The 14440-nt window shown below is 38.0% G+C and carries 13 protein-coding genes; 6 read left to right on the top strand and 7 right to left on the bottom strand.

Going from position 1 to position 14440, the window contains the following annotated elements; genetic code table 11:
* Position 1 precedes the first annotated feature (1 nt).
* The 4 genes from rsgA to dinB form a co-directional block, all read right to left on the bottom strand.
* Complete coding sequence (gene rsgA / locus EHR01_RS09085) at positions 2-1075, bottom strand: ribosome small subunit-dependent GTPase A (protein ID WP_244310038.1); 1074 nt, start codon at positions 1073-1075, stop codon at positions 2-4.
* Between the two features lie 122 nt (positions 1076-1197).
* Positions 1198-1956 (bottom strand): DUF547 domain-containing protein, encoded by a 759-nt coding sequence (locus tag EHR01_RS09080; protein ID WP_135694462.1) that lies wholly within the window; start codon positions 1954-1956, stop codon positions 1198-1200.
* Between the two features lie 53 nt (positions 1957-2009).
* Entirely contained in the window at positions 2010-2711 is a 702-nt protein-coding gene (locus EHR01_RS09075) for an alpha/beta hydrolase (protein ID WP_135694460.1), read from the bottom strand.
* Between the two features lie 3 nt (positions 2712-2714).
* On the bottom strand, positions 2715-3797 hold the full coding sequence (gene dinB, locus EHR01_RS09070; protein ID WP_208721758.1) for a DNA polymerase IV: 1083 nt from the start codon (positions 3795-3797) through the stop codon (positions 2715-2717).
* Positions 3798-3867: 70 nt separating this feature from the next.
* Here dinB and EHR01_RS09065 point away from each other — a divergent pair, with 70 nt between their 5' ends.
* A complete protein-coding gene (locus EHR01_RS09065; protein ID WP_208721755.1) occupies positions 3868-5001 on the top strand; it encodes a PP2C family protein-serine/threonine phosphatase in 1134 nt (377 codons plus the stop codon).
* Positions 4998-6998 (top strand): PAS domain-containing sensor histidine kinase, encoded by a 2001-nt coding sequence (locus tag EHR01_RS09060; RefSeq protein ID WP_135694455.1) that lies wholly within the window; start codon positions 4998-5000, stop codon positions 6996-6998. The genes EHR01_RS09065 and EHR01_RS09060 overlap by 4 nt, the downstream gene beginning before the upstream one ends.
* Here EHR01_RS09060 and EHR01_RS09055 read toward each other — a convergent pair.
* Positions 6982-7377, bottom strand: coding sequence for an ExbD/TolR family protein (locus tag EHR01_RS09055; protein ID WP_135694453.1), 396 nt, complete (start codon positions 7375-7377; stop codon positions 6982-6984). The genes EHR01_RS09060 and EHR01_RS09055 overlap by 17 nt on opposite strands.
* Complete coding sequence (locus EHR01_RS09050; RefSeq protein WP_208721754.1) at positions 7374-7835, bottom strand: MotA/TolQ/ExbB proton channel family protein; 462 nt, start codon at positions 7833-7835, stop codon at positions 7374-7376. Before EHR01_RS09050 ends, EHR01_RS09055 begins: the two co-directional genes overlap by 4 nt.
* A gap of 16 nt (positions 7836-7851) precedes the next feature.
* Between EHR01_RS09050 and EHR01_RS09045 the strand changes: the two genes are divergently transcribed.
* From EHR01_RS09045 to EHR01_RS09030, 4 genes are all read left to right on the top strand, one after another.
* A complete protein-coding gene (locus tag EHR01_RS09045; protein ID WP_135694449.1) occupies positions 7852-8577 on the top strand; it encodes a ubiquinone/menaquinone biosynthesis methyltransferase in 726 nt (241 codons plus the stop codon).
* Positions 8578-8755: 178 nt separating this feature from the next.
* Positions 8756-10558, top strand: coding sequence for an LruC domain-containing protein (locus EHR01_RS09040; protein ID WP_135694447.1), 1803 nt, complete (start codon positions 8756-8758; stop codon positions 10556-10558).
* Between the two features lie 68 nt (positions 10559-10626).
* Positions 10627-11790, top strand: coding sequence for an AMP-binding protein (locus EHR01_RS09035; protein ID WP_135694445.1), 1164 nt, complete (start codon positions 10627-10629; stop codon positions 11788-11790).
* An 88-nt stretch (positions 11791-11878) separates the two neighbouring features.
* Positions 11879-12373 carry a YiiD C-terminal domain-containing protein gene (locus tag EHR01_RS09030; protein WP_135694443.1) on the top strand — a complete coding sequence of 165 codons (495 nt, stop codon included), beginning with the start codon at positions 11879-11881 and terminating at the stop codon, positions 12371-12373.
* A 3-nt stretch (positions 12374-12376) separates the two neighbouring features.
* Here EHR01_RS09030 and EHR01_RS09025 read toward each other — a convergent pair whose 3' ends face one another.
* Complete coding sequence (locus EHR01_RS09025; protein WP_135694441.1) at positions 12377-14362, bottom strand: hypothetical protein; 1986 nt, start codon at positions 14360-14362, stop codon at positions 12377-12379.
* Positions 14363-14440 lie beyond the last annotated feature (78 nt).

Raw genomic sequence — 14440 nt, 5'->3', positions numbered from 1 at the left:
TTTACCTTCCGTTTTTTTTAATGTTTTTCGCAAGTTTACTAATGGATTTCCAATTTGCTTTTTCAATTGCACTTGCTTTCATGGTTTGCCTGTCTTCTAAATATTTATACTCTTTCTTCAATTTTAAAAAACTTTCCAATCGTTTCGGATCAAGAGAATTTTCACTTATCGCTTTTTGTACAGCACAACCAGGTTCGTTTTCATGACTGCAATTGCGATAACGACAGTTTAAACTTAAGTTTTCAATATCATCAAAAACAGACTTCAATCCTTCTTCGTCACCCCAAACTTGTAATTCTCGCATCCCAGGAGTATCAATGACCATACCGCCACTTGGGAGTAAAATTAATTCACGATAAGTTGTTGTATGTCGACCTCGACTTCCTAATTCACTTACTTCGTTTACTTTAAGATGTTCCATCCCAAGAAGAGTGTTGATGATCGTAGATTTTCCAACTCCAGATGAACCAAGAAAAGCGATGGTTTTCCCTCTTTGGATGTATTGATTCAAAATAGCAATTCCAGTATTTTGAGTTGCACTGAGTGTATGCACATCAACTCCGATCGCAATTGATTCCACTTCGATTTTTCGCAATTCAGCCTCAGGACAAAGGTCGGCTTTATTTAACAAAACCACAGGTAAGGCTTTGCTTTCCCATGCGATTGATAAAAACCTTTCGATACGTCGTAAATTATAATTTAAATCTAAGCCGGTAATGATGAATACGATGTCGATGTTAGCTGCAATGACTTGTTCATCAGTCATCTGGCCAGGGACTTTTCGACTGAAAACACTCTTTCTAGGTAAAAGTGCGTGAATGATTGCTTTCTTTTCATTAGGAATTACTGAAGTTACTACCCAATCACCGACTGTTGGAAATTCACTTTTACTTTCGGTATTAAATCGGAATTTTCCTGAAACTTCACAGTTGAATTCTCCAAGTTCACCACAAGCAATATATTTTTCTCTGTTCTCTCGAACGATACGCATCGCCGACAGACCTAAATTTTTATATTGATCAAAACTCAGTTCAAAAAAAGAATTCCATCCTAAATCAGACAATAGCATGATCATTCCCCATAAATTGGTTTTTAATTATTTTCGAAATGGTGCAGACTGCTTTTCCCCGAGCCCCTAGTCCCGGAATGATAAACCTCTTTGTCTTTTATTTTATGTGTATTGGATACTTTGTATTCCTATTTTAATTCGTTTAAATCCCAACTGTATTCATTATAAACAATTTTGGCATCTGGTTTGATTGTTTCCTCAAAACCTTCCTGCACATATTGAATGAGAGTTGTTTTTTTGGTAAAATCAGTTTGGAACCAGTTAAAAATTTTACTTAAGTACAGAGTGTTCGTTGTTTTATCATAAAAATTCTTTTTTGGATTTTTTAAGAATCCGAGTTTGGCAGACTGAAGTTGTTTTTCTAATGAATTAGGGGTGTAGGCTTCTGAAACTAAATAAGGACAACCAATGGAGGCACAAACAATCGCAAAGTGAATCCTTGGTTCATTAAAATCCTTTCTTAATTTTTCATGTTCAATCCAATCCAAATGTCTAGATTTTCCAAGGAGAGTATAAAATTCTTTTTTCCAAGGGATCCCACGGGCTAAATTAATTTTGGAAAATGGAGAGCCAATTTCTGTGATACTCTCAACGGGGTAATGGTCTAAAATCAATTTCACAGTGAAGGCATTGTATGCGTTGATTAAAAAACTAATTTTTTCTTTTTCGTTGAAACCTTGGTATTGAGCCTCAGTCACCTTTGAAAGAGATTCTAAATATTGTTTAAAGGAACCCTCTTCCGACTGAATACCTTTATAGGAAACAAGTCCGTTCTTCACATTTTTTTTTAGGATGGAATCCCAAACAGAATGTTTATGGTCAAAACCTTGGGCGAAAGCCCCTTGCCATAATCCAATACAAAGAAATGTAAAAAGAAACTGTTTCATAATGACCACCCGTTAACTTAGACAGACCCAAACCAATTTGCGAACTAGAATTTTTATGACAAACTATTCAAATAACGGCTAATTCCTTGGATCACCGGTGCGGGAATCTCATGTCCACCGTTAAAAGCAATGAATTCACCTAGCAAACCTGAATTACGAAGTAACTTTTCTAGTCTTTTGGCATTCGCATAACCAAGAATAGGGTCAAATTCTCCATGAGATTGAAAAAAACGTAAAATCGATTTTTTAGGGGCCAATTCTTTCCAGAGTGATTCATTGACAAGTGCACCTGAAAGGATCATCAGACCTTTGGAGACTTCTTCTTTTCTAAGAGTTAAGTCTGTTGCAAGCATAGCACCTTGTGAAAAGCCACCTAAAATCAGTTGGTTCCAAGGAATGCCAAGAGCATCTAACATTAAATAAGCGGCTTCTCTTGCGACGTCCATCCCTTCTGGGTCTTTATCGGCAAAATTTCTAAAATCATTTTTGCGGATTGCCTCTTCCAAAGCGGCCATATCAATGGGAAACCAAGCCCGACCTGAATAACCAGGCATCAGAGGTACACTCAAATGTCCATGAGGGAAAACCCAATTGAACTTTTGATCAGTCACTAACACTTCGTGGATGGGATATAAATCAAAAGCGCTGGCACCATAACCATGAAACATGACAACCGTTGGTGCATCTGGATCTCCTTTGACTCGAAGCACTTGTAAAGGTCCGAGAGATTCTAAATCGTTTTCATTATCTAACATAGTTTAACCGAAGAGTGAAGGTTGGTCCTCATTTTTTGAATCGGAAGAAAAGTTGGTCACAGAAATTCCTAAAAGTCTTATTTTCTTCATTGGTTCTGTGTTTTCCTTCCAAACATTTGCTAACAGATTCGAGGATTGTTGGAAAAGGTTGTCTGCCAAGTAGAAAACAGATTCGGATGAAATAGATTTTTGTTTCACAGTAAAATCTTCAAATTTGATTTTTAAGGTCAGCGTTTTTCCTTGTTTATTTTTCCGACCCATCCGCAATTCTAATTCTTTAGATAAATTCTCTAAAGTGAGTAACAAATAAGCAAAATCTTCCGAATCATGGGAAAAGGTTGTTTCGACACCAATCGATTTAGGATCGCGAAAAGGAATGACTTCTCGGTCATCAAGCCCCCTTGCCATCCGATAAAACACAGCCCCCATTTTTCCAAATTCCCCAACTAAAAAAGACTCTTCCGCTTTTCGTAATTCTGATCCTTTTGTATATCCTAATTGCGAAAGACGTTCATAAGTTTTTTTCCCGATTCCAAAAAAACTATAAAGAGGGATTTCATCTAAAAATTTTTCTTCATCGCCAGGAAGAACCACATATAACCCGTTAGGTTTATTTTTTTCCGAAGCCATTTTTGCTAAGAATTTATTTTGGGCAACACCCGCAGAACAAGTGAGTCCCGTTCGATCAAATATTTTTTTCCGAATTTCTTTGGCGATCGTACTTGCTAGTGGAATTTGTAATTTGTTGGATGTGACATCTAAATATGCCTCATCCAAGGACAAGGGTTCCACTAAGTCAGTGTATTCCAAAAATACAGAACGAATTTCTTTGGAGATTGATTTATACACTTCAAATCGAGGTGGAGTGAAAATGGCATCTGGGCAAAGTTTGTAAGCTTGAAAACAAGGGATGGCAGAGCGAACACCAAACTTCCTTGCTTCGTAACTTGCCGCACAAACAACTCCCCTTGAATGCGGAGAACCACCCACAACGACAGGTTTTCCACGCATTTCAGGAAAATCTCTTTGTTCTACAGATGCATAAAATGCGTCCATATCAATGTGGATGATCTTTTTCATTTCTATTTTCTAACCAAATCAAACTTTATCAAAAATCTCTTGCCAAATGTTTTTTGCAACGAATCCTTCATGAATTGTGTACACAAAACAAGCTCTGAAAATCTTGGTAGTCGATGATAACGAAACCAATATTGAGATTATCACTCATATTTTACTTGGGCAAGGATATGAAGTGGCGGTTGCTTACGATGGTGAATATGCCCTAGAGTTGGCGGAGGCACTTGACTTTGACTTAATTTTACTGGACATTCTACTTCCTGGGATTAGTGGACTTGATGTTGCCAAACGTTTACTTGTGATGGAACGGTCAAAAAACACTCCGATTCTTTTTTTATCTGCACTCAACGAAACAAGCGATATAGTCAAAGGATTAGAAACAGGAGCCGTTGATTACATCACAAAACCATTTCAAGAGTCCGAAATTTTAGCTAGGATCAGAACTCATATCAAAATCAAAACTTTAGAAAAAGAAAGAATCGATCTTCTACAGGCCATTCAAAAAGATTTGGAACTTGCCAAATCAAATCAAGAAAATTTAGTCACCTTCCAATTTCCACCTTCCCCACTCTATCAAATTTATACTTCTTATAAACCTATGGAATTAGTTGGTGGGGATTTAATCACCTACGATTTGTTACCCTCTGGTGATTTGGACATTTTATTTGGAGATGTAACAGGCCACGGAATTGCCGCAGCTATGGTTTCTCTTATGGCCATCATTACTTTCAAAACCATGGATAAATCTTTTTTATCACCGAGCGAAAGTTTATATTGGATTCATAGTACACTCACTCCTCTTATCAGCACTCATTTCATCAGTGCAATTTATTTACGTTATAAAGCAGAAGAAAATCTTTTGTCATACTCCATGGCTGGACACCATCATATGTTTTTGATTCGTGAAAACAAAATCATCAAACTCGGGACAAAGGGATTTTGCCTAATGATGTTCCCCGATCAACTCAATGCGGAAAACGAAGATATTTTTTTAAACTCAGGGGACAGGTTATTTCTTTTTTCTGATGGGATGTTTGAAGTTCCCAATGAAAACGAAGAATATTTGGGAGACCAAAAATTTGCAGAACTCATCGAAACAAGAATCCATCTTCCTTCAAAAGAATTTCTGGAATCCATTCAGGATGAAGTTTTAGTTTATTCTGGTGGGAAAGTCGCAGACGACATGACTATGTTACTTTTGGAAATCAAATGATCGACGAGTTTTTAGCCATTGTGATTGCATCTGGATTGTTGTTTGTAGCTTATTATTATCACAATGCATATCGAAGAGAAAAAAAACTTAGGTTAATCCTTTTTAGAAAGAATTTAAGTAATTCAGAAGAAATTGAACGCACCATTCGGGAAAAAGAAAAACAATACCAAGACATATATGATACAGCAAACTCCATTATCATTCGTTGGAGCCCCGATTTTAAAATCCATTCAATCAACCCTTATGCAGAAGAATTTTTTCAAATAGGAAAAGATTCTGCTGAAGGTAAGGATGTTGTATTGGATTTATTTCACATTCCTTTTGAAAAATCCAATGAAGTGAAATCCCAATTATGGAATATCTTCCATAGACCCGAACAAAATATCCGTCAAGAATATGATGTATTCATTGGAGAAAATGACAAACGTACTGTCACCTGGTCAAATCGGATTTTAAAAAATGAATTCGGATATCCCTACGAAGTTCTGTCTATCGGGAATGATATCACTAACCGAAAAATAGCGGAAGAAAATTTAATGAAATCTTATGAGAGGATTTTGGATCTATACAACAATGCTCCTTGTGGTTACCATTCTCTCGACAAAGAAAATACCATCGTTTCCATCAATGATACCGAGCTCGACTGGTTAGGTTATGCGAGAGAAGAAATAGTAGGAAATTTTAAATTTAGCGACTTATTGACAGAGAGTAGTCAAGATAAATACAGACTGATTACCGACTCCTTCCCGAATGAAAACTTAACGGGAGTAGAATTAGAATTTCTTAGAAAGGATCGGTCTACTTTTTTTGTTAGTTTAAACTCAACTGCTACCTTTGACAAAGCTGGAAATTTTGTAATTAATAAGTCAACTGTGTTTGATATCACCGATCGCAAGCTAGCAGAAGACAAGTTAAACGATTATTCTCAAAAAATCCAGTTACAAAACAAACGATTACAAAAAGCAGTAGAAGCTGCCATCAAAGCAAATCGTTCCAAATCAGTTTTCTTTTCAAAAATCACACATGAATTAAGAACTCCTCTTCATGCAGTCATCGGATTTTCACAGATTTTAGAGAAGGATCCAAACCTCCCCAACCATCTTAAAGGTTATGTGGATTCTTTATATGAAAACGGAGTCCATCTTTTAGGAATGATCAATGACATCTTGGATCTTTCCAAAATCGAAGCTGGGAAAATGACAGAGACCAGAGAATCTTTTTCTCTCGTACAACTTTGGGACACATTGTTCTCCATGTTCTCTTATCGGTTTTCCGAAAAATCCATTAGTTTTGAACTTTTGAATGCTGCTGTGATCGAATCCTGTTTTTATGAATCGGATTTACAAAAAATTCGCCAAATACTTGTGAATTTACTTGGGAATGCTTTGAAGTTCACAAACCAAGGTTCAGTCAGTTTAGAAATCAAAGTGACTCGGAATCCGGAACATTCTTTCGATATGGTGTTATTCATCGTCAAAGACACTGGGATAGGAATTCCAAATGATCAATTGCATTCTATTTTTGAAGCATTTCAACAAACGGAACAAGGGAGCTCTTATCAAGAAGGAACGGGGCTTGGTTTATCCATCTGTCATCAGTTAGTTGAATTTTTAGGAGGTACCATCTATGTGAAAAGTACCATTGGCGAAGGATCAGAATTCGGATTTGAAATCCCTTTGACTCGATTAGAAACCATCCCGAATGAATTAGTAGAAAAATCAAAAATCGGTCCAACCCATACAAGAGAACTGGGAGAAATCGCAAAACAGGATGAATCAGAAGTGGAGTTTGTTCACAACTTTTTAAATTCTTCTCCACAAAACTTAAAAAAAGAAATCCTACAGTTGATTCGGATTCAAAACTTCGGACAACTCATTGGTGTTTTAGATACGATCCAAACCGAAGACAAAGGGAAATTGATCCTAGAACAAAAAGTAAAAAACAAAAAATATAAGTTCTTAATCGACTTGGTTCAATCCTCTAATCCTTCCGAGTGACAATATCAATTTTTTGATATCCATTTGTTTTTAATACGTCAGTGGCAAAAACAAAAGATTCAAATTGTGCCCGTTTATCTACTTCCAGAACAACACGAGAAGCACCATCCTCATTTTTTGGAATCAATTGAGACAAAGATTCTTTTGAAGTTTCCTTTCCATCAAAATAAATAACACCCAAATGATTGATTACAATTTTAAATTTGGGTGTTTCCTCTCCAATTGATTCTGTTTTAGATTTGGGTAAGTCGAGTTGTAAAGCGGAAGTAGTCTCAGTGAATCGAACTGCCAACATTAAAAAAATAAGCAATATAAATAAAACATCAATCAAACTACTGATATCAATCAGTGCATTCGGACTTGATTTACGGAGTTTCATTTTTTTGAAAAATCCTTTACCAAAAGTTCCGAAATGTATCGGATTTTGTTTTCTGCAAATCTGTGGAAATAAAGTGAAGGAATCGCTACAAGAAGGCCTGCAATTGTTGTATTGAGTGCATCCTTGATTCCTCCGGCTAACACTTCCAAGCTGACCTTCCCTTGTGATTCCATAGCCCCAAAAGCGGAATTAATTCCAATCACCGTACCAAGTAATCCAAGAAGCATGGAAAGAGAGGCAATCGTTGGCAACCAATGGATGGTTCTTTCCAAAGGAGAAAAGAATAATTCTAGTTCTTCGTCAGTTGGTTCTTGGGGAAAAAGTAAAACACGAAAATCAGAATTTTCTAGTTTTCGAAGTCCCAAGACAATTCGAAAGAAAAAATAGAAGGAAGTCAGTGAAAAACAAAAAAGAAGAATAAAAATCAAAATTGCGGGAATTGAAAATGTCCAATTCATGGATGTATCGACCTCTATGAACCAATACCAACTCCCATCCCAAGAAAAGAAACCGGAATATGTAAGAACCAATTTTGATGGAATCGCGAAGGCCTATGATCGGTTCAATGATTGGAATAGCTTTTTTCTCCACAGGATTTGGAAAGATTGGGTGGTGAGAGAGGCTCGGAAAAGCGTACCTTCTGCCAAATCAGCCCTCGATCTTTGTTGTGGGACAGGAGACATTACCCTTAGGCTTTCTAAGGACCCAAACCTAAACCGAGTGGTAGGCCTTGATTTTTCAGAGAAAATGTTGTCCTTTGCCATCCGTAAGATTCCCAATAACCCCAAAGTCGAACTCCTCATCGGCGATGCGATGAATCTAAAACAGTTTGCCGACGGGAGTTTTGATATTGTGACCATGGGATTTGGCCTTCGCAATGTGTCTGACTTACGAAAATGTCTTTTGGAAATCAAACGAGTCTTAAAGAAAGATGGAGTTTTTGTGAATTTGGATGTGGGACGAGTGAGACCAAAATTCTTAAAATTCTTTGCTGATTTTTATTTCTTCAAAATGGTTCCCCTTTTCGGGTATTTGCTCTACGGAAAGGAAAATGAGATGTTTGACTACCTTCCCCATTCTTCAAAAACCTATCCCGACCAAGAGACCTTATCAAACATTCTCACAGAACTTGGATTCCGAAATGTAAGGTTTCAGAACTTTGTATTTGGAAATGCGGTGGCCCATGTGGCAACTAACTAACATTAAATAAAAACAAATCAGATTTATGTCTGATTTGTTTGGATAATCGTTCTTTTTTTTGACCGATGCCCGTACATCTCCCCAAAAATCCAATGGATTTCCCTAATTTTTATGAAATCTGCGTTGTCTTTTTAGCGATTTTGTCGTTTAATTCCCTATGCAGGTAGGAAATCCCAACATGAAACGATGGTTCGTTCTTTTCACTATACCTCTTTTGCTATTGGACTGTTCTAATAAAAAGAAAGGTTTATTACTTCTCCCATTTTTAGGTTTAGGAGATGGAAGCACACAACAAGCTTCTACATCTTCAGCCAATACCGGTGATGGCACATTTACAGTGGTTGGATTAGAAACCACTGACCCAAACCAAGTCACTCCTCCCACAGACACTACTGGTGGTTCCACAGACGGTGGGGCTACAACTGGCGACCAAACCACAACAAATCCAGGGACAGGCAGTAATCCAGAGACTCCTGTTGTCACTACCCCAACTCCCGCACCAACGACCGTAAACAATGAAACAACAGTCGTAGTGGTAGACCAAACCAATAACGGTGGGGATTTTAATTTTGAAACCAACGTAACAGTTCCCGTCACCGTAGTAATCGAAAACGAAGCAGGTCCCGTGGCAAACGCACCTGTCACAGTGACTGAAACAACAACTACAGGAGAGCCAAATGTTGTAGGAACCGGAACCACTGATTCCAATGGTTCTGTTACCATTCCTATCAGTGTGCCACCAACTGTGACTACAGTAGAAGTGAGTGTGATCGGGGTGAATCCAACAACTGGAGAAGTAGTTGAAATTACAGGGTCTGCTCCCATCCAACAACCTTCTACAGGTTCTGGATCAGAAGGATCAGGAACCGTTGTCGTAGCTCCAGTAATCAATGTTGATACAACCAACTTCCAACCAGTGAATGGTTGTGTGCAAGCAGTTGACTCTGATTGTGACGGTGTTGCCAATTCTTACGACGAATTCCCAGATGATCCAAGCCTTGCAACAACTGCACGTTCTGGTCGATACACGATTGCTTTCGAAGATATGTATCCTTCTGCAGGAGATGCAGATTTAAATGACCATTCAACTGTATTCAGCACAGAGATGGACAAAACACCAACAAACAAAGTAAAGACGATTCGTGGAACTTACACCCATGTTGCAAAAGGTGCAGGATACAATCATGAATTAAGACTTTCTTTGGATGTCCCAACCAATGCAACAGTACAAGTGAATTATATTGATGGAAGTGGCCAACCATGGAATGGATGTGCTACTGCTTCCAAATACACTGCAAATGCGGTGGGAGATTGTACTGGTGGAACTTTAAATACAGCCCAACTCAAACGAGGAATTCTGATTCTTCCAAGTTCTGACAAAACTTTGTTCGGCAAAAAGAATGCTCCAAGTGCGGGAACTACATTTACCATCAATGATTTTGTTCGTGGTGTTACTGCTCATGTAACAATTACCTTTGAAGAACCAGTGGATTTAAATGCGACGAAAAACCTTGTAGGTGGTCACCTCAACTACTTCCTTGCCATCAACCAAAAGACAGATGGTGTTTTTAGACAAATTTACCGTCCAGGTTATTTCACAGATAGTAAGGGGAAAGATTCCTTTATCGATAAAAATGGTTTCCCTTGGGCCATCATTGTTCCAGGAATCTTCAACCACCCAACAGAAGGGGCCGACATTCGTAAGCCATCAACTTCAGGTTATGTCTTCTTTAATTCTTGGATGAATTCCAAAGGCGTAGCTCATAAAGATTGGTATTTACATGTAGATCAAATCCCAGCACCTAACCGCCCATCATATGTGGTTCGAGTTAGCGATTTTTATGCTGACAATGGATTTTCTGCCTACCTGATCAAAGCAGTACGCAAAAATGCTCTAGAAGTTTCGGCAAGTTTGATTGTCGTGGGAGCTGCCCTCGGGTTCCTCATGAAAAAGCGATTGGAAAAAAAACAAGCAGCTTAACTTAACAGACAATCCTGCCTACAAAAGAAATCCTTCCTTCATTCTATGGGGGAAGGATTTTTTGTTTTATGGCCTCAGTCCTTCGGTTTGCAACCAATGAATATTTCCTTTCTGGAAACTTTGAATCTGACTTAAAATCCCAAAATCCAATCCTCATCGATCCCCTTTGGAAAGGAACCAAACTAGAAGCACCCTTACACCATTTCCCCCTTCCCATTTTGGATTCACCAAATTCATTTTGTATTCTCACCTCAGGGTCTACTGGGCTTCCCAAAATGGTTTGGAAAAAATGGGAAGAAATTGAAAACGAAATCTCGTATTGGACAAAGTTACCGGAAATCCAAACATTATATACCAAAGCAGACAGAGTGCAAGTGCAGGTCCCACTCTGCCATTTGTATGGGCTACTTTGGGGATTTTTAATCCCCAAACGATTAGGGGTTTTGGTCGAAGGGAATCCAAATCCAAAAGGGGGAGATTTATGGATCACTTCAGCCCCACAACTGCAGAAGGCTTTCCTTTCTGAGAAAAAACTTCCTCTTCATGCAATCGTTTCAGGAATGAAATTCCCAGTGCCACTCGCTCGTTCCCTAAGGGATCTAGGCGGGATCTCAGTCACAGAAATCTATGGAGCAACAGAGACTGGGGCCATTGGGTTTCGAGACCCACTACGACAAAACAGATTCCAAATTCTACCTGGGATCGAGACAAAATATAAATCCGAAGAAGGTATGACAGAAACAGAATTACAAATGAAAAGTCCCTTTTTATCCCATACATCCTTTCTTTTGAAAGAGGAAGGTTGGGAAGAACAAACGATCCCACCTAGCGAATATTACTCGACCAATGATTTAGGAAACTTCTCCGAATTAGGATGGTTCCTTTTAGGTAGAAAAGATCGAATCATCAAACACAACGGAAAACGAGTTTCTTTGGACCAGATTGAATCGGAAATTTTGGGCTTAGGAATGGAAGGAGAATTTATTTCTGTCCCGATTGCGGATGAATTAGGAGAAATCATTGGTCTATTCTCTTCATCGAACTTATCGGATGTGGAAATATTACGAATTTTACAAAAAGAATTACCAGCAAGCCATATCCCTCGTGTGATTTTAAATAATCCAGAGATCCCAAAATTACCCAATGGAAAACCGGATTATTTATCCATCACCAAACTTTGCACCGACGAATACCGATCCAAACAAAATCAAAAGAAGAATACAACAAACTGAAGAAATTTTCTGTATTTTTTCATTTTTTCTTTTTTGGATGGAAAAGAAAATGTAGACCGATCGTTCTATACTTTAAATTCTTGTGTTTATGAGACACAGAGAAATTCTTTTAGAATACAAAGTTCATCCTTTATGGCAGTTTTTAGAACAGACTTATGGTTTTGAACAAGCATTTCGAATGTTTAAACCGTATGAAGGTGCCAACATTCTACCCAGGCTCGTAGATAAAAATACAATGGTAGTGTCTATGCCTCTTATTCTATCAAACACGAATTATGTGGGGACACACTTTGGAGGATCGTTATATTCCATGTGTGATCCGTTCTTTATGTTTTTATTAATGATGAATCTTGGAAAAAATTATATGGTTTGGGACAAAGGGGCAAAAATTGATTTTGTAAAACCTGGAGAAGGTACGGTCACCGCAACCTTCCATATTCCAAATAACGAATTTGAAGATTTAAAAGAACTTTTGAAAAAAGAGAAAAAAACCATTCGAACCTATGAAACAGAAGTTGTTGGCGAAGATGGTAAAACCGTCGCCAAAATCACTAAGGATTTATATATCCGAAGATTGGTTTAAGTTTTAAAACTGGATTCGATTGTTTCCGTCAAAACTGGATCGGGGCAATCGAAATTCCAATCGGGACCTTGACTTCAGGCGGATAAAGGATGCACCTTTAGGACATTCTCCTGACCAAGTATATCCTTGGTTGGTTTCAGAAAATAACTCTTGTTTAATGATGACTCTGTCTGAATTCAAAAATAGAATTTCGACTACTAAACTTTTACTTTTTGTTTCTAAAACAATCCTTCCCGCTCGTGAAGGACCAAATTCGGACAGTTTCCATTCCCAAACTTTCCCATGAAATTCATATTCATAGTTAGGCGATCTAGGAGGGATTGTTACAGCTGATTGGTATTCTCCTAATTGGGTTTTCCGAAATTCTGATCCAATTCCCAAATCCCAAAATTTCCCTGAATAAAACAGTGCGTAATTGAGTGGAAGGCCCACAGAAAGGATTAATAACAAAGGAGAAAACCAAATCGTTTTTCTAAGTTTGTCAAAAGATGGAGAAAATCCAGATCCTTTTTCACCTAGTAGGATTAAGTAAAAAAAGAGAAACGCCCCATCCGAGTTCTGGATTTGTACACCGAAAAATAGCGGTATGATTAGTAACAAACTTTGTTTCCATAACCCGCGTTCCCATAAAAAAATACCTATATAAAACAAAAAAACAAAGGTTCCAAGAATCCCTAAATCATGGATAAGCCATAAATAAAAGCTAGGTGGGAAATCGATCATCCCATTGGAAGTTTTGGTTCCAACCCGTAGAGGATCAAGCAAACCAAGTGGAAAAGAACCAATTCCATTCCCCAACCACAGATTGTTTTTTATTCCTTCCGTACAAATGGTAAGAAGTTCTGCACGAACTAAATCCATTCGTTTTAAAGCCAAATAAGGTTCCGTTTTCCAAACCGAAATGGCCTCCATAGAACGTTTAGATAATTCCACCAAATCCCAATCTTTTTTTAGAAAACTTAATCCATATAGAATAAGGAAAAAAAACAAAGGAAGAAGAAAGTAAGAACTAATCCTTATGATTCTTTTTTTTGTGATAGAAACGATCCACAAATCAGTTGTTAAGTGAATAACACCAACAGCATTACAAATAATCCATATCACCCAAAACGCTTTTCCTTGTCTCAGACCAAGCCAAGTCACAAAAAGAAAAGATAAAATGGCAAGGACCAAACTAAATCTTTCTTTAGATTGTCTCCAAATGCTGATTAGTTTGGAAATCCATAGAAGAGATAGAATAGGAAGGATCCAAGAAGCTGATCCAGAGTCTTGCAAAAGTCCAGTTGTACGGCCAACTTTTACACTTTCTAGAGTTCCTTCTGAGAAAAACTCCAAACTCCAAACGGATTGGATACACATAACCAGTAAGTTGATACCAAGGCCTAAAAAAATTCCAAAACGCAATTGTTCCGACAAACTATCCTTAGATGGTGTTGGCATAGATCTTTCTTCCGAAAATAGATACAAAACCACAAAGGCAGTAGGAATTAAAATTTTACAAGAGAGCCCCATTGCTTCCCGAGAGGAAAGAGAAGGAAAATACAAATACTCTTGGACCCCAAGTCCAGAAACCAAACCCAATCCCTGGTATTGGAAAAAACAAAGTAAAACAAGAAAAAACAAAAAAATAATAAATCCAAAGTAAGTAGAATACCAAATGGGTAGAATGGATTTCCCCGTTGGATTTCGAATCATCCAGTCAGTAAGAATCTGCTCGGATTGTTTGGGGAGAGCGGTTTCGTTTCTGCCTAGGAGGACAAGGATGACCTCTCTCGTCCAAATCCCAAGAATGGAGCCAAGAAACAAACCAACTAGTTGGTAGGAACCCACCATGGGTAGTCCTGACAAATAAGGCAGTCGCAAGAAAGTAAACACTCCAAGCGCCGTGAAAATTCGGCCCCATTTCCGCTGGTACATTTGGGGAAAAAAACCAAAGGAAAATTGCAATAAAAAGGATGGAAAAAAATGAACGGTGGGAACCGGTTCCACATAACGATGAAGGCTCCAAAGGGAGTACGTTAAAATGGAAAAAAAGAAAAGATCAAAGAATGGTAAGGTGCGCAGCCG

Origin of the sequence: Leptospira mtsangambouensis (genome assembly GCF_004770475.1) — a bacterium.
Classification (GTDB): Bacteria; Spirochaetota; Leptospiria; order Leptospirales; family Leptospiraceae; genus Leptospira_A; species Leptospira_A mtsangambouensis.
This window is presented reverse-complemented; position numbering and strand designations above follow the sequence as displayed.